Genomic DNA, 21,757 nt, shown 5'->3' with positions numbered 1-21,757 from the left:
TCTGACGTACACGGGGGCGACGCATTGTTGGGAGGGCGGGCGGGGTTGGAGTAGGGAAGAGCCATGAACCGAACCCTCCTGTCCCTGCTCGGGGCGGTGCTGCTGTCCGGCTCCGCTGTCGCCGAGGAGAAAGCCCCCACCTCGTTCCCCGACGCCGCGGAGCTGCAGCGGCTCACCGCGCGCTTTGTTCCGGTGGAGTTGCGGGTGGACCTGAAGGCCCTGCCCGACAACGAGCGCCGCGCGCTGGCCCGCATCGTCCAGGCCTCGCAGCTCATGGACGCGTTGTTCCTGCGCCAGCGCTGGGCAGGCAGCGAGACGGTGCTGCTGAATCTCTTGAGGGACGAGTCGCCCCTGGGCCGCGCGCGCCTGCACGCGTTCCTGTTGGACAAGGGCCCGTGGAACAGCCTCGACGAGGGGCGGCCCTTCCTTCCCGGCGTGCCCCCGAAGCCGGAGGCCGGCAACTTCTACCCGGCCGGCTCCACCAAGGCGGAAGTGGAGGCCTGGATAAAGGCGCTGCCCGAGGCGCAGCAGAAGGAGGCCACCGGCTTCTACACCACCATCCGCAAGGGCACCGACGGCAAGTTCATCACCGTGCCGTACAGCGTGGAGTACCAGGGCGAGCTGGCGCTGGCCGCTTCCCTGTTCCGCGAGGCCGCCGCGCTGACGAAGCAGCCCACGCTCAAGGCGTTCCTCACCTCGCGCGCGGACGCGTTCCTGTCCAACGACTACTACGCCAGCGAAGTCGCGTGGATGAAGCTGGACGCGAGCATCGAGCCCACCGTCGGACCCTACGAGGTCTACGAGGATGGCTGGTTCAACTACAAGGCCGCTTTCGAGGCGTTCGTCGGCCTGCGCGACGAAGCGGAGACGGGCAAGCTGTCCAAGTTCAGCGACCACCTCCAGGAATTGGAGAGCAACCTCCCCATCGACCCGAAGCTGCGCAACCCGAAGATTGGCGCGCTGGCCCCCATCCGCGTCGTCAACAGCCTCTTCTCCTCGGGTGACGCCAACCGCGGCGTGCAGACGGCGGCGTACAACCTGCCCAACGACGAGCGCGTCACGGAGGCCATGGGCTCCAAGCGCGTCATGCTGAAGAACGTGCAGGAGGCCAAGTTCGAGCGCGTGCTGGTGCCCATCTCCAAGGTGGCCCTGTCCGCGAAGGACCAGAAGGACGTGGCCTTCGATGCCTTCTTCACGCACATCCTGATGCACGAGCTGATGCACGGCCTGGGGCCGCACAACATCACCGTGGGCGGCAAGGCGACGACGGTGCGGCAGGCGCTCCAGGTGGCCTCCAGCGCGCTCGAGGAGGCCAAGGCGGACATCTCCGGCCTGTGGGCGCTCCAGCGGCTGATGGACACGGGGGTCATCGACAAGTCGATGGGCCGCACCATGTACACGACGTTCCTGGCCTCCGCGTTCCGCTCCATCCGCTTCGGCACGGACGAGGCGCACGGCAAGGGCGTGGCCCTCCAGCTCAATCACTTCCTCGACACCGGGGCGGTGAAGGTCAACGCGGATGGCACCTTCTCCGTGGTGCCGGAGAAGATTCAGCAGTCCGTCGCCTCCCTGACGAAGCAGTTGATGGAAATCCAGGGCAGGGGTGACCGGAAGGCCGCCGAGGCCCTGCTGGCGAAGATGGGCGTGGTGCGGCCTCCGGTGCGCAAGGTGCTGGAGCGCCTGAAGGACGTCCCGGTGGACATCGCGCCCCACTACGTCACGGCGGACGAACTCGTTCGCGAGGCCACCGCACCCGCGGCCGACGCCGGCGTGCGGAAGTAGCCACGGTCGCTGGTTCGCCCCCACGCGCGGTGCGTTTCCCGTGCGCGGCGGGCGGACCGGCCCCATGAGTCAGGAGAGATGGAGAACTCGGCCCGCTATCGCTCGGCCCCGCTTGGCCCCTGGGGCGTCCTCGTCGCGCTCGTCATCCTGGGCGCGTGGGGAACGCATCTGGCGTGGATGTTGCTGTCGCCCGAGCTGCCCTGGGACTCCCCGCTCACCTGGCTGCATGTCGCCTTGCAGGCATGGCTGTGCACCGGCCTGTTCATCACCGGCCATGACGCCATGCACGGCACGGTGGCCCGACAGTCCTGGGTGAACGAGACGGTGGGCACCGTCGCCTGCTTCCTCTTCGCCGGCCTGTCGTACCGCCGACTGGTGCTCAACCACCACGCCCACCACGAGCAGCCCACGGGCGACGCGGACCCGGACTTCTCCACCCGCACCCAGTCCTTCTGGCCGTGGCTGGGGACGTTCATGGCCCGCTACACCACGCTCCCGCAGCTGGGGGTGATGGCGGCCAAGTTCAACATCTTCGTCTTCATGGGAGTCTCCCAGCCGCGCATTCTCGCGTTCTGGGTGCTGCCCGCCGTGCTGGGCACGTTGCAGCTCTTCTACTTCGGCACCTACCAGCCGCACCGGCGCCCGGAGACTCCGGACATGGCGCCCCACCACGCGCGCACCCTGCCGCGCAACCACCTGTGGGCCATGCTGTCCTGCTTCTTCTTCGGCTACCACTGGGAGCACCACCAGTCCCCTGGCACGCCCTGGTGGCGACTGTGGCGGGTCAAGGACGCCCGCGCCGACGCGTCGCGCGCAGCCTCCACCGCCCGCGATGTAACCGCCGGACGGGTGGGCCCGTTATAAAGGGGCATGAGCGACAAGCCGCCCGTGGAGCCGCCCGGCTCCGAAGTCACCCCTGAACCGCTCTACCTCCGCCGCCGCGAGCTCCTGAAGAACGCGGGCCTGTTCGCCGGCACCGCCGCCGCCGTCGCGGGGGGCCTGTACCTCCTGAGCGGCAAGCAGCGCCGCGCCATGGACGCCTATGTCCCGGACGCGGGGCAGGTGACGGGGCCCGTGGCGAAGGCGACGGGCGTCTTCGACACGGACGAGCCGCGCACGCCGTACGAGGACGTCACCACGTACAACAACTTCTACGAGCTGGGGCTCGACAAGAACGACCCGGCCCGGCTCGCGCACCTGCTCAAGCCCCGGCCGTGGACCGTCACGCTCGACGGCGAGGTGCACGAGCCCCAGACGGTGGACATCGACCAGCTGCTCTCCTGGTTCTCCATGGAGGAGCGCGTCTACCGGATGCGCTGCGTGGAGGCCTGGTCCATGGTGATTCCGTGGCTGGGCTTCCCGCTGGCCGCGCTGCTCGCCCGGGTGAAGCCCACCAGTCACGCGCGCTACGTGTCCTTCACCACGCTGATGGACCCGGAGCAGCTCCCCGGCCAGACGCGAGCGGTGCTGGACTGGCCCTACGTGGAAGGGCTGCGGCTGGACGAGGCCCTGCACCCGCTCACCTTCATGGCCATGGGCCTGTACGGCCGGCAGCTCCCCGCGCAGAACGGCGCGCCGCTGCGGCTCGTCGTCCCGTGGAAGTATGGCTTCAAGGGCATCAAGTCCATTGTCCGCATCAGCCTCACTCGCGAGCAGCCCTTCACCACGTGGAACCTCGCGGGGCCGGAGGAGTACGGCTTCTACGCCAACGTGAACCCCGCCGTGGCACACCCGCGCTGGAGTCAGGCCACCGAGCGGCGCATCGGCGAGGGCTTCGAGCGCCGCCCCACGCTGCCCTTCAACGGCTACGCCGAGCAGGTGGCCCACCTCTACACGGGGTTGGACCTGCGGAAGAACTACTGAGCCATGGCCTCGCCTCCGCATCCCTGGCTCAACCCCGCGCTCGCCGTGGGCGGCCTCGCGCCCCTGGCGCTCCTCGCCGTGCAGGGGCCTCAAGGCGCGCTGGGGCCCAACGCGGTGGAGACGGCGCTCAACCAGACGGGGCTGCTCGCGCTGGTGCTGCTGCTGGCGTCGCTTTCATGCACGCCGCTGCGAATCGTCACCGGGTGGACGTGGCCCGCGCGCATCCGCCGCACGCTGGGCCTGTTGGCCTTCACGTATGCGTGCGCGCACTTCCTCACGTACCTCGTGCTGGACCAGGGCCTGTCGCTGAAGGCGCTGCTGGAGGACCTGGTGAAGCGCCCCTTCATCACCGTGGGCTTCACCGCGCTGGTGTTGCTGGTGCCGCTGGCCGTCACCTCCACGAACCGTTGGGTGCGCCGGCTGGGCTTTCCCCGGTGGCAGCGGCTGCACCGGCTGGCCTACGTGGCCGCGGTGCTGGGCGTGGTGCACTTCGTGTGGCGGGTGAAGCAGGACGTCACCGAGCCGCTCGTCTACGGCGCGGTGCTGGCGCTGCTGTTCGCGGTGCGCGTGGGAGAGGCGATGCGAAAACGCCGGGCCCGCACCGCTTCGGCGGCCCGGAACCCGGCGTGAGTGACGGCGCGAGCCGCTTGGGGGACTACTTGCGCGGCAGCGGGAGGATGGTGTCCACCAGCGTCATGAGCTGTGCGCAGCTCACCGGCTTGCGGACGAAGGCGCTGATGCCGGCCTTCTGACCCAGGGCGCGGACCTCCGCCACGTTCGGGTCACCCGTCATCATCAGGATGGGGACCTTGGCCAGCTTGGGGTTGGCGTTGGCGCGAATCTGCGCCGCGAAGTCGGCGCCGTTCATCCCGTCCATGTGGAAGTCGGTCAGGATGAGGTCGATGGTCTCCGCCTCGGCGACCTTCAGTCCCTCTTCGGCGGACTCCGCCTCCAGGAACTCGAAGTTGCGGGCCATCAGGTAGATTTTCAGCAGCGTCCGGATGGAGCGGCTGTCATCCACCAGCAGGACACGCTGGGGCACCGCGCCCGCGGTGGTCCGGCCTCCCAGAGGGCGCGCCGGGTCCGTCGTGGTGCGGTTGGGTACGGGCTCTGGGGAGGGGAGGGTGCCGGCCTTCATCGGATCATCAACCTCTGGTGGGGCTGTCCCCCTGGAGACCCAATCATGTTGACGGAAGGACATGCCGAAGTCAAAGCACCGTCCTTCCTCTCGTTTTTCGAACGTGGGGCGTCCCATACCCCACTTGACGAAGCGGGAATCAGGGGGCCTCGAGCACGAACGCCTGGCTCTCCACCCCGGTCAACCCGATGCCCGTGGCAATCGCGGGCGCCAGCTCGTTGGGCACGCGCCACGTCTGTCCGGTGGATTGGATCAGCACCACGGAGTAACGCCCCTTCGGCAGTCCCTCCAACCGCGCGGGAGCGGCCGGGTCCCGAGCATCCAGGGCGACCGCCTGCACGCCGATGTGCAGCTCCGCCACGGGGACGGGCGTCATGCGCGGGTTTCCAGCCTCATCCGTGAGCGCCGGGTAGAGCGCGTCCGGCACGAGCGCCGCCGCCAGCACCACCAGGTCCGGCTGACCATCGCGGGTGCCGTCGGCGTGCGGATAGTCGGTGCCATTCGCATCGAGGATGCCGTTGCGGTCCAGGTCGTTGTCCTCGAGCAACCCGGGGGAGTCCGCCAGCTTGCGCACGACGACGCGCGGCCAGAGGTCGCCGAATCCGTCGCGGTTGGCGTCATCCGGGACGCCGTCGCGGTTAGCGTCCACGTAGCTGACGAGGAACGCCTTGGGGCGCTGCTCCACCGCGCCGCCCTCGATGCTCTGGGGCACCAGGCGCAGCACCTTGGGCGGCCCGCCCGCGGTGAGCACGGCGTCTCCGCCGACGATGACGCTGGCCTGGAACGCGGGCCGGTCCACCGGCACCTGCGCGCTCGCCTGAGAGAAGCTCACCGTGACGTTGGTGAGGGGCAGGGGATGGCCCTCCTGGTCCACGGCGACCTCCAGCGTCAGGGGGACGCCGGTGGTGGGGTCCACGGCGGCGCCGCCGACGTCACCCTGGTTGGGCTCGCTGGTGACGCCGTACCAGGGATTGAAGTCGGAGAAGTGGCAGGGCGTCGCGCCGGAGCGGCAGGAGTCCACGTCGATGAAGCCGCGCAGCGTGTAGCGCCCCGCCGCGACGAGGCTGAGCGAGAACGGCGCGGTGAAGGGGCCGGGCGCGTCGGTGCCGAGCGCCGGGCCGAAGAGCTGCTCGGCCGGAACGACGGTGAAGGCGATGGGGCGGCCCGTGCCCTGCGGCGGCGGTGGCCGGTCCGCGTCGTAGATGAACACCACCGCGTTGCCCCGTGAGCGCGACTGCACGACGAGGCTGCCCTCGATGCGGGCGGTGTGGATGTTCTGCCGTCCGTCCGCGGTGGGGACCACCGTGGGGGACTCGCAGCCCGCGACGAGCAGGGACGCGGCGAGGACGCCTCCCAGCGACTGCTTCCAGGAAGGGAGGGTGCGGCTCATGGAGTCACCGTCAGCGTCGCGTAGACGCGCCGCTCGATGCGGTTGCCGAAAGGATGTTGGGAGTGAGCGGAGCCGAGCTGGCTGCCCACCAGCGCGACGTCCACCGTGTTCTTCACCGCCGCGTAGCCGACGCGCGCGTTGATGACGGCGTAGGCGCCCAGCGGGTTGGACAAGAGCTCGATGCGGGTGGGGTCCGACGCGGCGGGCTCGCGCTCAATCCACGTGGTGGACGAGGTGTAGGCCACGTCCACGCCGAACTCCAGGTCCGCCTTGGTGCGGTAGGTGACGCCACCGTACAGCTTGAGCTGCGGCGCCTGGCTGCACGGCCCGCACGCCTCCTTCTCCTCCAGGTCCGACGTCACGTTCTGGAAGGCGGCGCTCGCCTTGATGCCCAGGCCGTCCACGGGGGCCAGGGTGAGGCCCGCTTCCACGCCGCGCGCGGTGTAGATGGAGTCCTCGTTGACGAAGCGCGAGCGGCCGATGAGGTAGTTGCCCGAGGCCGCGTCATACGACTCGCCGGCGGGCAGCCGCTCGAAGGCGGACAGGCCGATGAGGTCCTTCACCCGGTTCTGGTAGAGGGCCACATCCCAGTCCATGCCCAGCTCCGCGGACTCGCCGCGCCAGCCCAGCTCGAAGGCGGTGAGGCGCTCGGGGCGCAGCGCGGTGTTGCCGGTGGTGAGCGCGCTGGCGCCGTTGACGCCCTGCACGGGGACCAGGAGGCGCGTGTAGCTCTCCAGGAACGTCGGCTCACGGAAGGCGGAGGCCGCGCTGATGCGGAACGCGTGGCCTTCAATCGGGATGAACAGCGCGGAGATGCGCGGCGAGTGCGCGAGGCCCGGCGTCCCTGCGTCCAGCAGCGGGTGCCGGTCCACGCGGTAGCTTGCGACCAGGCGCAGGGGCTCGGCCAGCCGCCACTCGTCCTGCACGAAGGCCGCGGCGTGAATCTCCTCGCGCAGCGGGCCCAGGTAGTCCCAGCCCACGCGCTTGAGGCGTCCCTCGACGCCCACGTTGAGCTGATGCTCGCCGCCCAGATAGAAGGCGCGCGCGAAGAGCAGCTCGGCGTTGAAGAGGTTGGAACTGATGTCCGTGCCCAGCGAGCGCTGTCCAATGGGCTCGTACTGGGGGCCTGCGCTGCCGGAGATGTGGTTCCAGAACGTCTTGAGCTTGAGGGGCCCCAGCTCCACGTCGCCCTTGGCGTAGGCGCCCAGGCCGTCCATGAAGTAGTTGCGCAAGAGGCCCAGCGGATAGATTTCCGTGGTGTAGCGGTGCACGCCGCCGGACAGGCCCACCTGCTTGTCGTCCGCGAAGGTGTAGACGGCGGACAGGGTGGCGCGCGCGCCGCGCATGCCGATGTCCGGGTCCGGGTCCCTGAGCACGATGTCCGGACGGTTGCTGGCGTAGTCGCGGCTCCACTTGTCCGCCTGCGAGTACGCCACCGACGTGCGGTAGCGCAGCGCGCCCGTGTTGCCGTGGCTGAGGAACGAGCCCGCCACGCTGTTGCCGGTGCCGGCCGTGATGTTGAAGCGCGCGCGGGGGCCGGAGCCCGGGGGCTGGGTGATGATGTTGATGACGCCCAACATGGCGTTGGCGCCGTACAGCGCGCTGCCCGGGCCGCGGATGACCTCGATGCGCTCGATTTCGTCCAGGCCGATGGGGATGGTGGACCAGAGCGTCAGGCCGAGGAAGTCCTGGTACTCGGTGCGGCCGTCCACCAGCACGAGCACCTTGTTGGCGATGCGCTGGTTGAAGCCGCGCAGCGACACGTTGGCGCTGCCGATGCCCAGCGACATCACGTCCGCGCCAGGCACCCGGCGCAACAGCTCCGGCAGGCTGGTGGCGCCCGACAGGCGGATGTCCTCGGCGGTGATGACCGTCGTGGCGTTGGGCGCTTCCAGCGAGGACTGGGCACGGCGGCTCGCCGTCACCACGCGCTCCTCGTAGGGCACCGCGCCGTCGTCACCGCTCGCCGCCTCCGCGAGGCCGGGCAGCGCGGACGGGACATATGTGGACGGCGTCGCGGTGCCCGGGCCCGTCGTGGGCATGGTCTCCGCGCGCTCAATCGCCTTCTCCAGCCGCTCCAGGAGCGCGCCCAACTGCTGCTGCGACTGGATGCTGGCGGGCGGGGGCGGCATGGGCAGCGCGGAGTTGTCCTCCGGCTGCGCCGCGGCCTGGCTCGCGCGCTGCTTCTCCTCGAGCGCGGCGATGGTGGCCTCCACGGAGGCCGCGTCCGCCGGACTGCTGGTGACGTAGCGCTTGTAGGCGTCGAGCGCCTCCGCCGTCCGGCCCGCGTCCTGATACGCGCGGGCGATGTTGTAGAGGACGTTGGGGTGCGGCTTGATGGCGTAGGCCTGCTCCAGCTCGGCGATGCCCTCGTCGTATTCCTTCTTGCCGATGAGGCTCATGCCGCTGCGGAAGTGGCGACGCGCTTCGAGACGTGCGTCCGCCAGGACCTGCGTCGCGCACAGACACAGCGCGAGCAGGCCCACTCGTTGAAGGGCTTTGTAGTGTCTCACTAGTACGGGTTGTCCTTGAATTTGTCGTTCGAGTCAGAAGCCCGCGGGGGACGGGGAGGACTCGACTTCTTCTTGAGCTTTTGGGTGACGAGCTGCTTGGTACCGGAGCCCGTGGCGGTGATGGTGACGGGCTGATAGCCGTCCATCGTGAAGGTCAGCACCGCGCTGGCGCTGCCATCGTCGTCTAGGGGCACCTTGAGGTTCAGGGGCGTTTCGCCATGGTCCTTGCCGCGATAGCGCACGCGGGCGCCGCTGGGCTCGCTGGTGATTTCGAAGCGCACCGTGGGGCCATTGCCGGGCACGAGCGGCGCCAGCGCCAGCTCATCATCCGCGGCGCCCAGGGCGGCCGTCGCCGGGGAGTTCGCGGCGGCGGCCGGCTGGGTGGGGACGGCCGGAGGCTGCGTCGGGTTGGCGGGCGCCGTCGCGGTGATGGGGGGCGAGGCCAGGGGCTTGGGCATCGGCGTGGAGGGGCGCAGCGCGAACGCCAGCGCGACGGCGCCGCCCAGCAGCAGCGAGCCGCCGAAGATGGCGAGCGGCACCATGCTCTTGCCGGGCTTCGCGGGTGGCTCCTCGACGGCGATGTCCAGCGCCATGGTGCTGGGGCCGGAGCCGGCGCCAGGCGCGCTGATGGGGCCGCTGCGAGGTCCGCTGCCGACGCCCGTCAGGCGGGGGCCGCTGAAGACGCCGCTGACGCCGACGGCGTGCGCGACTCGGCGCATGGCCTCCAGCACCTCGTCCATGGACTGGTAGCGCTCCACGGGGAGCTTGGCCAGGCACTTCATCACCAGGGCCTCGACCTCGGCGGGCACGGCGTGGCCGGGCCAGATGGCGCCGAAGGGCGGCGGCGGCTCGTTGATGTGCTTGACGATGACGTCGATGCTCTGCGCGGCGAGGAAGGGCGGCTGGCCCATCAGCATCTGATAGAGCACCACGCCCATGCTGTACACGTCGCTGCGCGGGTCGGCGATGTTGCGCGCCTGCTCCGGCGCCATGTACTGCGGCGAGCCGAGGATGATGCCCGCCTGCGTGAGCGACGTGTCCTGCTGCGCCTCACTCTCGCCGATGAAGGACTTCACCAGGCCGAAGTCGAGCACCTTGACGATGTCGTGGTCCGTCTCCTGGTTGAGGACCATGACGTTGGCGGGCTTGAGGTCGCGGTGGATGAGGCCGACCTTGTGCGCCTCGCGCAGCGAGCGGGCGATCTGCTGCGTGATGTTGAGCGCGCGCGCCCACGGAATCGGTCCCATCTGCGTGAGCAACTGGCTGAGCGTGAGCCCATCCAGGTACTCCATCGCGATGTAGTAGATGCCGTCGTCCGTCTTGCCGTAGTCGATGACGGTGACGGTGTTCGGATGGCGCAGCTTCGCGGTGACGCTGGCCTCCAGGAAGAAGCGCTTCTGGAAGCCCGGGTCCTTGCCCTCGTCGTTGTAGTGAGGGTTGAGGACCTTCAGCGCGACCAGTCGGTCCAGCGGCGCCTGCATGGCCTTGTAGACGCGGCCCATGCCACCGGCACCCAGGGTCTCCAGGATGCGGAAGCGCTCATTGAGGACCCGTCCAAGAAGCGGGTCCACCAGTTCGGGTGGGGCGCCATTCGTCGGGGCGTTGCTTTCGATCATGTCTGCCCCCACCGACCGGGAAGGCACACGACGCTCCGGTCGAACATGCGCTGGAATGCTAACACCGCAATCGTCCACTCCCCAAGCGACCTGCCAGGTTGGCGCAGTGCATCAAACGCCGAGAAACCGGCCTGGGCGCGCCAAAGTCCAGCACCGGACATCGTTTGATACGAGGCGTGTGTCAGCTGGGACGGCTGGACTGGCACGGCGAGCGACTGGGAGTGCGAGGGCCACGAATCCGAGCAGGCGTGGGGGCGTCTCAAGGGAGCGGCCGAGCGAGGTGGAGCGCGTTAGGGTGGCGTCATGAGCGTCCACCTGACCGAGTTGCTTTCTTCCGCGCCGCCCTACCCGAGGCGGGTGGTGTGCATGACGGAGGAGACGACGGAGGTGCTCTACCGGATTGGCGCGGGGGAGCTGGTGGTGGGCGTGTCGGGCTTCACGGTGCGCCCGCCCGAGGCGCGCAAGAAGCCCCGGGTGTCGTCGTTCCTGGACGCGAACTTCGAGCGGATTCTCGAGCTGAAGCCGGATCTGGTGCTGGGGTTCTCCGACCTGCAGGCGGACCTGGGCCGTGAGCTGTGCAAGCGCGGCGTGCCCGTGTACCTGTTCAACCAGCGCTCGCTCGCGGAGATACTACAGACGGTGCGGGTGACGGGGGCGCTGGTGGGGCGCGCGGAGGCGGCGGAGAAGCTGGCCGCCGAGCTGACGGCGAACCTCACGCGACACGCGGAGGCGGCGCAGAAGCTGCCGCGACGGCCGCGCATCTTCTTCGAGGAGTGGCACGAGCCGCTCATCTCCGGCATCCGCTGGTGCTCGGAGCTGGTGGAGCTGGTGGGCGGCGAGGACATCTGCCGCGAGTCGCGGGCGTCGCAAGGCGCGAAGGGCCGCATCTTCGAGCCGGAAGAGGTGGCGCGGCGCAACCCTGACGGCGTCATCGCGAGCTGGTGTGGACGCAAGGCGAAGCGGGACAAGATCGCCGCGCGGCCGGGCTGGGCCCAGGTGCGCGCGGTGCTGGATGACCAGCTCTACGAGGTGAAGAGCAGCCTCATCCTCCAGCCGGGGCCGGCGGCGTTGTCGGACGGCGTGGAGCGCCTGGCGCGCATCGTCGCGGCCGTGGCCCGGGGCGAGAAGCTGCCCGTGCCGAAGGGCGCGGACCTGCGCGGGGCGTGAGTCGCGGGCTCGGACCTGTCGTGACGAAGCGCTCCCTCGATGGAGGGAGTGACACGCGGAAGGCGCCTTCGCGCTGACGTCGAGCGCCTATGCTGGATGCCACAGGACACGCGACTCGGAGGTGTGACGTGGAAGGGTTTCCGCTGCGGCTCAAGTGGCAGGGTTCAACCGCGGGCGAGTACAGCCGCGATGCGGTGGCTGGCACGGACGGCAAGCCGGACCTGCTCGTGAGCTCGGGTACGAATTACGGAGGCAATGACGCGCGCTGGAATCCGGAGGACCTGTTGGGCGCGTCGGTGGCGCAGTGCCACCTGCTCACGTTCCTCGCGCTGGCGAAGAAGCTGCGGCTGGACGTGCGCTCCTACGAGGACCAGGTGACGGTGTTCCTGGACACGGTGGAGAAGGTGAAGCGCGTGAACAAGGTGCGGCTCGCGCCGCTCATCCGCGTGGCGCCCGGCACGGACGTGGAGAAGGTGCGTGAGATGTTCGTGAAGGCGCACAAGTACTGCTTCATCGGGCAGAGCATCACCGCCGAGGTGGTGATGGAGCCGACCATCGAAGTGCAGTCGGAGGGGTAGGGCGTGTCGCGGGCCGTGGCTCCGAAAGGGCCACGGCTCACCGCTTCGCGCGAGGCTTCTTCTCCGCGACCTTCTTCACGACGGTCTCGGTCGACGTCACGGGGCGGCCACTCTCCGAGCGAACTTCCAAGGCGCGCACCGGTCGCCCCTGCTCCGTGTCCACCAGGACGGAGTGGGCCTCGTCCGGCTGGAAGCAGTGGTGTTCACCCCACTGCCTCAGTCCGACGAGCACCTGGAACAGGTCCCGCCCCTTCCGCGTCAGGACGTACTCGTGGAACGCGCTGCCATCCGAGGCGGGAACGACCTCCAGGATGCCGTGCGTGACGAGGTGGCGCAGCCGGGTGGAGAGGATGTTCTTCGCCATGCCCAGGCTCTTCTGGAACTCGCCGAACCGGCGCACGCCGTCGAACGCGTCGCGGATGACCAGCAGCGACCACTCGTCGCCGATGATGTCCACGGACCGCTCGACAGGGCACTCCGCCCGACTGGGAGGCTTCTTCTTCGCCATGTCGGGTTGAAATATCAAAACCCCGTCGCTAATTCCGGGTGGTTTCATTTTGAAACCATATTGCGGCGGGTGGTTCATGCGGAGTGGGGCGGAGGCGCGGAGCGCCGAGGGTGGAGACGTGCGTCCGGTGGAGGAGGTGGCTGCTCGGTCGGAGGGTGACGCCGCGCCCCCGTTGTCGCGTGCCGTGATGGCGTTGTTCGCGGTGGCTTGCGGGTTGGCGGTCGCCAACGTCTATTTCGCCCAGCCGTTGTTGGATTCGATGGCGCGGGACCTGGGGTTGCGTCCGGCCCTGGTGGGCATCGTGGTGACTGTCACGCAGGTGGGGTACGGCCTCGGGTTGTTGCTGGTGGTGCCGCTGGGAGACCTGGTGGAGCGTCGCCGGCTCGTCGCGGTGCAGATGTCCTTGTCCGTGTTGGCGCTCGTCGTCGTGGGACTCGCGCCCACGGGGGCGGTGTTGCTCACGGGGCTGGCGGTGGTGGGCCTGCTCGCGGTCGTCATCCAGGTGCTGGTGGCCTTCGCCGCGACGCTGGCCGCACCCGCCGAGCGAGGCCGCGTCGTCGGGCTGGTGACGAGCGGTGTGGTGATTGGCATTCTCATGGCGCGCACCGTGGCGGGGTTCCTGTCGGACCTCGCGGGCTGGCGTTCGGTCTATCTGGTCTCGGCGGGGGCCACGCTGTTGCTCGTCGTCGCGCTGGTCCGTGTCCTGCCTCGCGAGCGCGTGAGCACGCACCTGTCCTATTCGGCGCTGCTGCGCTCGGTGTTCACGTTGTTCGTGGAGGAGCCCGTCTTGCGTGTGCGGGCGGTGCTCGCGCTGTTGATGTTCGCCTCGTTCAGCACCTTGTGGACGCCGATGGTGTTGCTGCTTGGAGCGCCTCCGTTCTCGCTCTCGCATTCGCAGGTTGGCCTGTTCGGCCTCGTGGGCGTGGCGGGCGCGCTGGGGGCGTCACGGGCGGGGCGACTGGCCGACCGGGGCTGGGGAAACTGGACCACCAGCGTCGGACTCGTCGTCTTGCTGGTCTCGTGGTGGCCCGTCTCGCTGGCGCCGAAGTCACTGTGGGCACTGGGTGTGGGCATCGTCGCCCTGGACCTCGCCATCCAGGCCTTGCACGTCACCAACCAGAGCGAGCTGTACGCCGTGCGTCCGGAGGCGCGCAGTCGGCTGGTGGCGGGCTACATGGTCTTCTATTCCATCGGCAGTGGCGCTGGGTCCATCACCTCGACCCTGGTGTTCGCGCGGGCGGGCTGGAGCGGCGTGTGCGTCCAGGGCGCGGCCATCGCCGCCGTGGCCCTGCTGTTCTGGGGGCTCACACGCTTCAGGGCGAAGGAGCCTGCTCGCTGAACCGGTGCCCCGCGCCTGGGGCGTCCCGCGTCTGTCACCTCGCGGTGGAGGCCGATGGTTCGTTCGCGGGGCACGTTCACCTCACGGGGCGGGAGGAGCTTCGTGACGCAGCATGTCCTGGAGGTCCTCCGGAACGGGCAGGGGCGTGAAGATGCCCACGTTCGCGCCCCCGGTGTTTCCCCGCGGCGCGCGTCCGAGCCAGGACCCGGGCGCAGCCAGCAACAAGCGGGGGAGTTGTCCGAACAGCTCCCGGACGTCACCGTGCCGCCAGGCCCAGACGAACATGGCGCCATGCACCTGGAGGTGGGGCCATGCATGGGCCTGGCTCAGGACATGGGCACGTTCCAGGAAGTGCCACGCCGCCTGGAAGTCGCCCCGGGTCTGGGACTCGGAGGCGCTTTGGAGTTCGTGGTCGAAATGGGCTCGGAGGGTGGGGTGCATGGGGAGCTGGCGTCGTTCACAGGCAGGGGGAGACAGCGTCGTTGGATGCGAGCAGGCGGCAATCCCGGGCCGCGACCGATTCGAGCTGCAGGGTGACGTGCTCGATGCCGAACCGGTCATGGAGCAGGCGCTTGAGGTGGCTCAGGCGCGAGTCGTCCATCGGTTGCTCTCTCACGACGAGATGCGCCGTGAGCGCCGCTTCGGTGGTGCTCATGGCCCAGACGTGGAGGTCATGCACCTCGGCGACGCCGGGTGACTGTGTCAGCTGCAGCCGCACGGAAGGCATGTCGATGTTCGCCGGAACGGCATGCAGGGCCAGGTTGACGGAGTCCCGGAGCAGCCCCCAGGTCCCCACGAGGATGAGGAGCGCGATGCCGAGCGTCACCCCGGAGTCCAACCACATCCAGCCGGTGAAGGAGATGAGGGCGCCGGCCAGGACGACGCCGAGCGACACGCCCGCGTCGGCGGCCATGTGCAGGAAGGCGCCTCGGATGTTGAGGTCGCTCTGGCGCCCCTTCCAGAACAGCAGCGCGGTGGCGGTGTTGATGAGCGTACCCACTCCCGCCACGAGCATGACGGTACCCGTGGCGATGGGAGCGGGTTGCCCCAATCGTTGCACCGCCTCCCAGCCGATGACGCCCACCGCGACAAGCAGGAGCAGCGCATTGAGGAGCGCGGCCAGGATGGACGCGCCGCGCAGTCCGTAGGTGTAACGCTCCGTGGGCTTGCGACGGGCCAGCACACTGGCGCCCCAGGCGAGCACCAGCCCGAGCACATCGCTCAGGTTGTGTCCCGCATCGGCGAGCAACGCAAGCGAGCCCGAAATGAAACCGAAGGTGGCCTCGACGGCCACGAAGGCCAGGTTGAGGCCGATGCCCAGCGCGAAGGCCCGGCCATGTGTCGAAGGAGTGTGTTGGTGGGAGCCGGACATGGGCGACGACGCCTCGCAAGGCTGAGTGCTCGTGGCGGGCTCGCCTTTCGTGATGAGAGGGGCTGTCCGCCTTCACCCAGGAAGACGCCCGCTCCTGGTCGGGATTACACCCGGGTTTTTCGGTGGGGACCTTTCGCCGCGGAAGAGGCGACGCCGCACTCCAGGGACTGTCACTCCGAGCGGCCCGACGAGCGACCGAGGGCCGAGCCGGCCCGTGGCTCGGCTTCCTCGTGGACAGGACGCACGAGAGGTTCACTGAGGCGCCATGACGGAGTCGTGGGCCGTGGCTCGAGCTCTGCGTGGACAAAGAGGACGCGCGAGGTTCACTGAGGCGCCATGACGGAGCCTCGGGCCGTCGAGGAGCCTCATGGGAGGGCGCGCGGCCCGGGACAGGGTCAGGTGCGGGGGATGTCGTCCTGGAGGTGTTCGAGCGCCGCGTGCCAGCGTGTGAGCTGCTCGGGGGACACGTCGAGTCGCGCGAGCCACGCCTGGAAATAGCGCTCCAGCTCGGCGGACCGGGGATGGCTGCCTCGGTGATGGCGGATGAAGTCCTTGTAGTTCTGGACCTTGTCGGCGCGGAGCATGTCGTTGACCTCGGGCTCGGCGCTGAGCGCGATGTCGTCGGGCCCCTTCAGGTCCGGTCGATGGGACAGCGCGGCATTGGCGGTCTCCCGGTAGTCCAGCGCGAGCGCGAGGACACGCGGCTCATCGCTCACACCGTCGACGGGCGGCCCGGAGAGGTCCGCCCCGGTGGCGAGCGTGTGGGCCCAGGCGGCGGCTCGTGCGTCATCCTCCTGAACCAGCGGGTGCAGGCAGTACGCGCGTTGGGCGTGTTCGCTCGCGCCCAGGGCTCGGAGGACCCACAGGCCCTCGTCGATGTGGTGCAGGTATGGGATGCCGGAGCGCCGAGCGCGGCGCCGTCCGTAGAACGTCTGAATCGCGCGGTACTCGCGGGCATCCGCGTCCATCTGGCGAGGATGACAGTCGGCGCTCCACGCCGCAATCCGGAGGGCCGTGCGATGAAGATGCTCACGCGGAAGGCCGCGCATGCCAGGATGGCGGCGTGGCGCTCCCGCTGCTCGTGCTCATCGTCGTTCCTCTCACCCTGTCCTCGTTCCAGGCGGAGCCTGTTCCCGAGACGCCGACTCCCGCCGTCGCGTCTCCTGCTCCATCGCCAGGTGAGGCCCGTGCGACGGAAGAAGGGGAGAAGGCTCCGGCGGGGACCTCCGTGGAGCCCGCGCCAGCGCGTCCCCAGGGCCTCTCCCAGGAGAACTACGAGGAAGCCCTCATCGTCGAGGCGCTGACGCGTCACGGCCGTCAACTGGAGCCGTCACCCGAAGGCATGCCGCTGGCCGAGGTGCTCGTCGACACCGAGGAAGTGGTCGCGGAGAGCGACCCGTATCCGAACTTCCTCAACATCTTCCACATCCGTACCCGCGAGGAGGTCGTCCGACGCGAGGTGTTGCTCCCACCGGGGCAGCCGTATTCCACGCGGCTCGCGGACGAGACGGCGCGCAACCTGCGGGGGCTGCGGTTGTTCTCCGTGGTGCGAGTCGTCCCGGTGAAAGGGAAGGTGCCCGGGACGGTGGCGCTGCTCGTCGTCACCAAGGACATCTGGTCGCTGCGCCTCAACAGTGACTTTTCCGCGGTGGGCTCTCTGCTGCAGTACCTGCGGCTCCAGGGCACGGAGCAGAACTTCCTGGGCCGAGGCAAGAAGCTGGCGCTGGACTTCACCCTCCGCCTGGACACGCTGAGCTTCGGACAGAGCTACACCGACCCGCGCGTGCTGGGCAGCCGCTGGTCCTTGAGTGAGTCCGCCGCGCTCATCATCGGACGCGAGAGCGGCAAGGCCGAGGGCTCGCGGGGAAGTCTCTCCGTCAGCCGTCCGCTCTATTCGTTGTCCACGCCGTGGAGCGTGAGCACGTCCGTCGCGTGGAACGTGGAGACCAATCGCATCTACCGGGGCGCGGAGATATGGCAGCTCCCGTATCCCGACGGCCCGACGGTGCCCTACGTGTACCGGACGGAGGAGGTCGCTGGCGCGGCCTCGTACACGCGCTCGTATGGCCTGCGCTACAAGTGGAACGTGAGTGGCTCGCTGGGCGCGTACCACTACTCCTACGACCCGCCTTCCTCGTCGATGCTGACGGAGGGTCAGTCCGACTGGTTCCGCCGCAACTACCTGCCGCGCGCGGAGGACGCGGGCTACGCCTCGTTGTCCCTGCGTGCCTTCGAGGCGCGGTACGAGGTGCTGCGCGACGTGGACTCGTACGTGCTCTCGGAGGACTACCAGATGGGCCACTGGGTCTCCGCGACGGTGCGCTATGCGCCTCCTGTCTTCGGGGACGACAACCACTTCACGGAGGCGGGGCTCGCGGCGCGCTACCGCCTTCGCTGGGGCGAGGCGCTCACCACCGTGTCCGCGTCAGGCGCCATCCGTCGGCAGCTCGGTGAGGGCGCGACGTGGAACAATCGTCACTGGGCCGCGGAGCTGGCGCAGGTGTCGCCCAAGATTCTGGGCGGGCGCTTTGTCGCGCGCGGCCTGCTGGATGTGAACATCGATGACCTGTTCGACCGAATCACGCTGCTGGGCGGTGGCAACGGGCTTCGCGGCGCACCGGCGGATGAGTACTCCGGCAAGCGGATGCTGCTGGTGAACGTGGAGTACCGCACCGCGCCCGTCGTCATCAAAACGGTGCACGTGGGCGGGGTGCTCTTCCTGGACTCGGGCAGCGCGTTCAACGACAGGCCGGACATGGTGACGTCGGTGGGCGTGGGCCTGCGCGTGCTGTTCCCCCAGTTCAACGTCGTGCCGTTCCGACTCGACTTCGGCTACGTGCTCAATGGAGACCGTCCTCCTATCGGGAGTCGCTTCTCGCTCGCGGGCGGTCAGGTCACGGACCTGCGGCCGAGCTTCCTCGACTCGCCGCTGTAGCGCGTCCAGCGCGCGGCGGGTCGTGTTCAGCTCGCCTCGTTCGCGCGGAGTCACCTCGAACCGCCGCCGCCGTGCCTCACGGCGGCTCGACGCGCAGCAGCTCCCGGAACAGAACCTCCGCCGCATCGCGGAACAACTCACCGGAGGCGAGCAATCCACCGCAGTGATGCGGCTCGCGCGCCAGCGTCATCGCCACCGTGCGCTTCAGCACCGCGTCCCAGAAATCCTCGGAGCCCTCGGGCAGGAGGAACTCGCGGATGATGGCGCGAGGCCACGGAATCACCGTCGTCGGGTCCGCGTCGCTCAGCGACGTGAAGCAGTCCAGGTCGATGTCGAGCAACACCTGGTCCGCGCGCTCCAGGACATCTCGCACCGCGTCACCGGGCGCGGGGTGATTCCACGCCTCGGACGCGCGGTCCACGGTGGGCACCACCACCAGTCGGTGCGAGCGACCCTTCGTGTCCACGTAGGTCTCGCCCGCGAAGGAGCCCCGGGGCCGAGTCCTGGCCACCAGCAAGGCATCCCCCACCAGCCCCGCCTCCATGGCCGCGAGGATGTGGTCGTAGTTGCGCACGTCCAGCGACCACCGGGCGTGCTCGTCCAGCGCGCGCAGTCCCGCCGAGCGGTCGGGCACCTTCCCGGGCTCTCGCGGCACCACCACGTCCAGGTGCCTGTCGAGCGTCACCAGGAGGGCAGGGGAGCCCGACTCCCCGAGCGCGCACGCCCACGAAGGGAGCGCCAGCCGATGGGGGTCGAAGACATAGGCGTCCGAGGGCCCTCGCCCGCCTCCCAGCCCCAGTCGGATGATGCCCGCCAGCCTCAGGTGCCGCGGGGCGTCGTCTTCGGTCTGCATCCCTCGGGAATCCTCACGTCCGTTGTGGGTTTGCTCAGCTTGCGCGGCGGCCGAGTGTAGGCTCCCCCGCACCTTTCCGTGAAAGGAGCCCCGCCACCGGCGGGATTTCGACGACCCATGCGCCAGGTACTTACCGCCGCGCTCCTCTTCGTGAGCACGTCCGCACTCGCCCAGGAGATGAAGCCCCTACCCATGTCCCAGACGGAGCGGAAGCAAGACACCTTCCTGCGACAGCTCACGGAGACCCGCAACTTCTCGAGCGGTCGCCCGGTGAGCATCAAAATCACCCCCGACGAGAAGCAGGTCCTCTTCCTTCGCACCCAGCCCACCTCCAACGTGCAGACGCTCTACGCGTTCGACGTGGCGTCCGGGCAGACGAAGGAGGTCCTCACTCCCGAGGCGATTCTCAAGGGCTCCGACGAGACGCTCACCCCCGAGGAGAAGGCCCGCCGCGAGCGCATGCGCGTCAGCGCCCGAGGCTTCACCTCGTACCAGGTTTCGGATGACGGCACGCGCCTGCTCGTCCCCTTGTCCGGCCGCCTCTACGTGGTGGAGCGCGCCAGCGGCAAGGTGACGGAGCTCAAGACGGGCCCCGGCGTGCTGGACCCGCGCTTCTCCCTGGACGGCAAGCAGGTGGCCTATGTCCGGGACAATGACGTCTACCGAATCGACGTCGCCGCGAACAAGGAACAGCGGGTCACCAAGGGCGGCTCCGACGCGAAGTCGCACGGCGTGGCCGAGTTCGTCGCCCAGGAGGAGATGAGCCGCTTCTCCGGTTACTGGTGGAGCCCGGACGCGAAGTCGGTGGCCTACACCGAGTCCGATACCGCCGAGGTGGAGAAGCTCACCATCGTCGATGTGATGCACCCCGAGCGCGGCGGCGAAATCTTCGCGTACCCGCGCCCCGGCAAGCCCAACGCCAAGGTGCGCCTGGGTGTCACCCCCGTCACCGGCGGCAAGACGACCTGGGTCCAGTGGGATGCGGCGAAGTACCCGTACCTGGCCACCGTGACGTGGGCGAAGGGCGCCCCGCTCACCATCCTCGTGCAGAACCGGGTGCAGACCGAGCAGCAGCTGCTCGCGGTGGACCCCGCCACGGGCAAGACGCGCGAGCTGCTGGTGGAGAAGGATTCCGCCTGGCTCAACCTGGAGCAGGACTTCCCGCTGTGGCTCGAGGATGGCAGTGGCTTCCTCTGGTACACCGAGCGCAACGGCGGCCCCGAGGTGGAGCAGCGCAAGGCGGACGGCTCGCTGGAGCGCAGCGTGGTGAAGCCGGACGCGGGCTTCCGCGGCATGACGCGCTTCGTCCAGAAGGACCACACCCTGTACTTCAACGGCGGCCCCAACCCCACGCAGAGCGCGCTGTGGCGCGTGAAGGCGGGCGGCGCGCCGGAGCGCGTGACGGGCAACAAGGACGGCGTCGAAGGCGGCTCCGCCTCACGCGACGGCAACGTGCTCGTCGTCAACGGCTCCAGCCTGAAGAGCATGAGCCGCACCCAGGTGCTGCGCGCGGATGGGACGAAGCTGGGCGAGCTGCCCGAAGTCGCGCAGGAGCCGCCCTTCATCCCCAACACCGAGGTGCGGCAGGTGGGCCCCAAGGGCTTCTGGGCCTCCATCACCCGCCCGCGTGACTTCAAGGCGGGCAAGAAGCTGCCCGTCATCGTGGAGGTCTACGGCGGCCCCACCACCACCGTCGTCCACCACAGCATGGCGGCGCACCTGATGCCGCAGTGGATGGCGGACCACGGCTTCATCGTCGTGAAGTTCGACGGGCGCGGCACCCCGCTGCGCGGCGCCGCGTGGGAGCGCGAGGTGAAGTACGACTTCGCCACCATCACGATTGAAGACCAGGCCGCCGCCATCCAGGAGCTGGCGAAGGTGCTGCCGGAAATCGACATCAACCGCGTGGGCATCGAGGGCTGGAGCTTCGGCGGCTACATGGCCGCGCTCGCCGCCCTCCAGCGCCCAGACGTCTTCAAGGCCGCGGTGGCCGGCGCCCCGGTGGTGGACTGGCTCGACTACGACACCCACTACACCGAGCGCTACCTGGGCCTGCCCCAGGAGCACCCGGAGGCGTACGAGAAGAGCTCGCTGCTCACCTACGCGAAGACGGACAAGCCCATTGGCAAGCTGCTGCTCATCCACGGCACCGCGGATGACAACGTGTACTTCTTCCACACGCTCAAGCTCAGCGATGCGCTCTTCCGCGCCGGCAAGCCCCATGAACTCCTGCCGCTCAGCGGCCTGACGCACATGGTGCCGGACCCGCTGGTGAAGGAGCGCCAGTGGGAGCGCGTCATGGAGCACTTCAAGAAGAACCTGTGATGTGATTCCGGGCTCCGGGCGTTCGCGCCCGGGGCCTGTCCCCGTACCCCGCAAAAGCAAGAGGCCCGGTTCCCTCAACTCCAGGGGCGGGCCTCCGTTCATCGGCCCTCCGCGCGGAAGGGCCAGGACCTACGACGACGTTTCAGCCCGCGCGAACGTTCTGCGCCTGCAGACCCTTGGGGCCGCGCGTCACCTCGAACTCCACCTTCTGACCCTCGGCGAGGGTGCGGAAGCCATCCATGTTGATGGCGGTGTGGTGGCAGAAAACGTCCTCACCTCCGCCGTCCTGGGTGATGAAGCCGAAGCCCTTCGCGTCGTTGAACCACTTCACGGTACCGGTTGCCATTGCACTTCCTTCAGTCTCGCGGGGCGACGTGT

General features: G+C 69.0%; 19 protein-coding genes. 9 read left to right on the top strand and 10 right to left on the bottom strand.

Translation table 11 applies throughout. The features are described 5' to 3' along the window. Nucleotides 1–63 precede the first annotated feature (63 nt). The 4 genes from HUA74_RS32340 (at nt 64) to HUA74_RS32325 (ending at nt 4,275) form a co-directional block, all read left to right on the top strand. Nucleotides 64–1,782, top strand: a complete 1,719-nt coding sequence (locus HUA74_RS32340; protein ID WP_174457616.1) for a hypothetical protein — start codon at nt 64–66, stop codon at nt 1,780–1,782. A gap of 78 nt (nt 1,783–1,860) precedes the next feature. Next, nucleotides 1,861–2,646, top strand: coding sequence for a fatty acid desaturase (locus tag HUA74_RS32335; protein WP_174457615.1), 786 nt, complete (start codon nt 1,861–1,863; stop codon nt 2,644–2,646). A gap of 6 nt (nt 2,647–2,652) precedes the next feature. After that, entirely contained in the window at nt 2,653–3,645 is a 993-nt protein-coding gene (gene msrP, locus HUA74_RS32330) for a protein-methionine-sulfoxide reductase catalytic subunit MsrP (RefSeq protein ID WP_174457614.1), read from the top strand. Nucleotides 3,646–3,648: 3 nt separating this feature from the next. Continuing rightward, the gene (locus HUA74_RS32325) at nt 3,649–4,275 is read left to right on the top strand and encodes a sulfite oxidase heme-binding subunit YedZ (RefSeq protein ID WP_174457613.1); all 627 of its coding nucleotides are present in this window, start codon (nt 3,649–3,651) and stop codon (nt 4,273–4,275) included. Between the two features lie 25 nt (nt 4,276–4,300). On the opposite strand, the gene HUA74_RS32320 is transcribed toward HUA74_RS32325, so the two are convergent. From HUA74_RS32320 to HUA74_RS32305, 4 genes are all read right to left on the bottom strand, one after another. After that, nucleotides 4,301–4,783 carry a response regulator gene (locus tag HUA74_RS32320; RefSeq protein WP_141648225.1) on the bottom strand — a complete coding sequence of 161 codons (483 nt, stop codon included), beginning with the start codon at nt 4,781–4,783 and terminating at the stop codon, nt 4,301–4,303. Between the two features lie 139 nt (nt 4,784–4,922). Further along, complete coding sequence (locus tag HUA74_RS32315; protein ID WP_174457612.1) at nt 4,923–6,173, bottom strand: hypothetical protein; 1,251 nt, start codon at nt 6,171–6,173, stop codon at nt 4,923–4,925. Then, on the bottom strand, nt 6,170–8,686 hold the full coding sequence (locus HUA74_RS32310) for a TonB-dependent receptor domain-containing protein (RefSeq protein WP_371817337.1): 2,517 nt from the start codon (nt 8,684–8,686) through the stop codon (nt 6,170–6,172). Before HUA74_RS32310 ends, HUA74_RS32315 begins: the two co-directional genes overlap by 4 nt. Further along, nucleotides 8,686–10,302 carry a serine/threonine-protein kinase gene (locus HUA74_RS32305; RefSeq protein WP_174457611.1) on the bottom strand — a complete coding sequence of 539 codons (1,617 nt, stop codon included), beginning with the start codon at nt 10,300–10,302 and terminating at the stop codon, nt 8,686–8,688. Before HUA74_RS32305 ends, HUA74_RS32310 begins: the two co-directional genes overlap by 1 nt. 303 nt (nt 10,303–10,605) lie before the next feature. On the opposite strand from HUA74_RS32305, the gene HUA74_RS32300 reads away from it, so the two are divergent. Further along, nucleotides 10,606–11,469 carry an ABC transporter substrate-binding protein gene (locus tag HUA74_RS32300; RefSeq protein ID WP_174457610.1) on the top strand — a complete coding sequence of 288 codons (864 nt, stop codon included), beginning with the start codon at nt 10,606–10,608 and terminating at the stop codon, nt 11,467–11,469. Nucleotides 11,470–11,597: 128 nt separating this feature from the next. Then, nucleotides 11,598–12,047, top strand: coding sequence for an OsmC family protein (locus HUA74_RS32295; RefSeq protein ID WP_174457609.1), 450 nt, complete (start codon nt 11,598–11,600; stop codon nt 12,045–12,047). A gap of 37 nt (nt 12,048–12,084) precedes the next feature. On the opposite strand, the gene HUA74_RS32290 is transcribed toward HUA74_RS32295, so the two are convergent. Next, nucleotides 12,085–12,555, bottom strand: coding sequence for a helix-turn-helix domain-containing protein (locus HUA74_RS32290; protein WP_141648220.1), 471 nt, complete (start codon nt 12,553–12,555; stop codon nt 12,085–12,087). Nucleotides 12,556–12,631: 76 nt separating this feature from the next. Here HUA74_RS32290 and HUA74_RS32285 point away from each other — a divergent pair, with 76 nt between their 5' ends. Continuing rightward, nucleotides 12,632–13,894: an MFS transporter gene (locus HUA74_RS32285; RefSeq protein WP_174457608.1), complete on the top strand. Its 1,263-nt coding sequence runs from the start codon at nt 12,632–12,634 to the stop codon at nt 13,892–13,894. A gap of 81 nt (nt 13,895–13,975) precedes the next feature. On the opposite strand, the gene HUA74_RS32280 is transcribed toward HUA74_RS32285, so the two are convergent. The 3 genes from HUA74_RS32280 to HUA74_RS32270 all read right to left on the bottom strand — a co-directional run bounded on the left by HUA74_RS32280 (nt 13,976) and on the right by HUA74_RS32270 (nt 16,234). Beyond that, nucleotides 13,976–14,335 (bottom strand): DUF3703 domain-containing protein, encoded by a 360-nt coding sequence (locus tag HUA74_RS32280; RefSeq protein WP_174457607.1) that lies wholly within the window; start codon nt 14,333–14,335, stop codon nt 13,976–13,978. A 16-nt stretch (nt 14,336–14,351) separates the two neighbouring features. Continuing rightward, nucleotides 14,352–15,266 carry a cation diffusion facilitator family transporter gene (locus tag HUA74_RS32275; RefSeq protein WP_174457606.1) on the bottom strand — a complete coding sequence of 305 codons (915 nt, stop codon included), beginning with the start codon at nt 15,264–15,266 and terminating at the stop codon, nt 14,352–14,354. Between the two features lie 395 nt (nt 15,267–15,661). After that, nucleotides 15,662–16,234, bottom strand: a complete 573-nt coding sequence (locus HUA74_RS32270; RefSeq protein ID WP_174457605.1) for a hypothetical protein — start codon at nt 16,232–16,234, stop codon at nt 15,662–15,664. A 95-nt stretch (nt 16,235–16,329) separates the two neighbouring features. Here HUA74_RS32270 and HUA74_RS32265 point away from each other — a divergent pair, with 95 nt between their 5' ends. Further along, nucleotides 16,330–18,201: a BamA/TamA family outer membrane protein gene (locus tag HUA74_RS32265; RefSeq protein ID WP_174457604.1), complete on the top strand. Its 1,872-nt coding sequence runs from the start codon at nt 16,330–16,332 to the stop codon at nt 18,199–18,201. A gap of 76 nt (nt 18,202–18,277) precedes the next feature. Here the strand turns inward: HUA74_RS32265 and HUA74_RS32260 are convergent, their stop codons facing one another. Next, on the bottom strand, nt 18,278–19,054 hold the full coding sequence (locus HUA74_RS32260; RefSeq protein WP_141648867.1) for a UPF0489 family protein: 777 nt from the start codon (nt 19,052–19,054) through the stop codon (nt 18,278–18,280). 117 nt (nt 19,055–19,171) lie between these two features. Between HUA74_RS32260 and HUA74_RS32255 the strand changes: the two genes are divergently transcribed. Beyond that, nucleotides 19,172–21,379, top strand: a complete 2,208-nt coding sequence (locus HUA74_RS32255; protein ID WP_174457603.1) for a S9 family peptidase — start codon at nt 19,172–19,174, stop codon at nt 21,377–21,379. A 142-nt stretch (nt 21,380–21,521) separates the two neighbouring features. Here HUA74_RS32255 and HUA74_RS32250 read toward each other — a convergent pair whose 3' ends face one another. Beyond that, on the bottom strand, nt 21,522–21,725 hold the full coding sequence (locus tag HUA74_RS32250) for a cold-shock protein (RefSeq protein WP_015352191.1): 204 nt from the start codon (nt 21,723–21,725) through the stop codon (nt 21,522–21,524). Nucleotides 21,726–21,757: the final 32 nt, after the last annotated feature.

The organism is Myxococcus sp. CA051A (assembly GCF_013336705.1).
In the GTDB taxonomy this organism is placed as follows: Bacteria; Myxococcota; Myxococcia; order Myxococcales; family Myxococcaceae; genus Myxococcus; species Myxococcus llanfairpwllgwyngyllgogerychwyrndrobwllllantysiliogogogochensis.
The sequence above is the reverse complement of the archived record's forward strand: the minus strand, read 5'-3'. Positions and strand labels throughout refer to the sequence as shown.

Excerpts from the sequence above, each read along its gene's own strand:
- HUA74_RS32340 (WP_174457616.1), top strand. The coding sequence starts at position 64 with ATGAACCGAACCCTCCTGTCCCTGCTCGGGGCGGTGCTGCTGTCCGGC.
- HUA74_RS32315 (WP_174457612.1), bottom strand. The coding sequence starts at position 6,173 with ATGAGCCGCACCCTCCCTTCCTGGAAGCAGTCGCTGGGAGGCGTCCTC.
- HUA74_RS32270 (WP_174457605.1), bottom strand. The coding sequence starts at position 16,234 with ATGGACGCGGATGCCCGCGAGTACCGCGCGATTCAGACGTTCTACGGA.
- HUA74_RS32255 (WP_174457603.1), top strand. The coding sequence starts at position 19,172 with ATGCGCCAGGTACTTACCGCCGCGCTCCTCTTCGTGAGCACGTCCGCA.
- msrP (WP_174457614.1), top strand. The coding sequence starts at position 2,653 with ATGAGCGACAAGCCGCCCGTGGAGCCGCCCGGCTCCGAAGTCACCCCT.
- HUA74_RS32285 (WP_174457608.1), top strand. The coding sequence starts at position 12,632 with ATGCGGAGTGGGGCGGAGGCGCGGAGCGCCGAGGGTGGAGACGTGCGT.
- HUA74_RS32335 (WP_174457615.1), top strand. The coding sequence starts at position 1,861 with ATGGAGAACTCGGCCCGCTATCGCTCGGCCCCGCTTGGCCCCTGGGGC.
- HUA74_RS32300 (WP_174457610.1), top strand. The coding sequence starts at position 10,606 with ATGAGCGTCCACCTGACCGAGTTGCTTTCTTCCGCGCCGCCCTACCCG.
- HUA74_RS32275 (WP_174457606.1), bottom strand. The coding sequence starts at position 15,266 with ATGTCCGGCTCCCACCAACACACTCCTTCGACACATGGCCGGGCCTTC.
- HUA74_RS32325 (WP_174457613.1), top strand. The coding sequence starts at position 3,649 with ATGGCCTCGCCTCCGCATCCCTGGCTCAACCCCGCGCTCGCCGTGGGC.
- HUA74_RS32250 (WP_015352191.1), bottom strand. The coding sequence starts at position 21,725 with ATGGCAACCGGTACCGTGAAGTGGTTCAACGACGCGAAGGGCTTCGGC.
- HUA74_RS32305 (WP_174457611.1), bottom strand. The coding sequence starts at position 10,302 with ATGATCGAAAGCAACGCCCCGACGAATGGCGCCCCACCCGAACTGGTG.
- HUA74_RS32280 (WP_174457607.1), bottom strand. The coding sequence starts at position 14,335 with ATGCACCCCACCCTCCGAGCCCATTTCGACCACGAACTCCAAAGCGCC.
- HUA74_RS32260 (WP_141648867.1), bottom strand. The coding sequence starts at position 19,054 with ATGCAGACCGAAGACGACGCCCCGCGGCACCTGAGGCTGGCGGGCATC.
- HUA74_RS32290 (WP_141648220.1), bottom strand. The coding sequence starts at position 12,555 with ATGGCGAAGAAGAAGCCTCCCAGTCGGGCGGAGTGCCCTGTCGAGCGG.
- HUA74_RS32320 (WP_141648225.1), bottom strand. The coding sequence starts at position 4,783 with ATGAAGGCCGGCACCCTCCCCTCCCCAGAGCCCGTACCCAACCGCACC.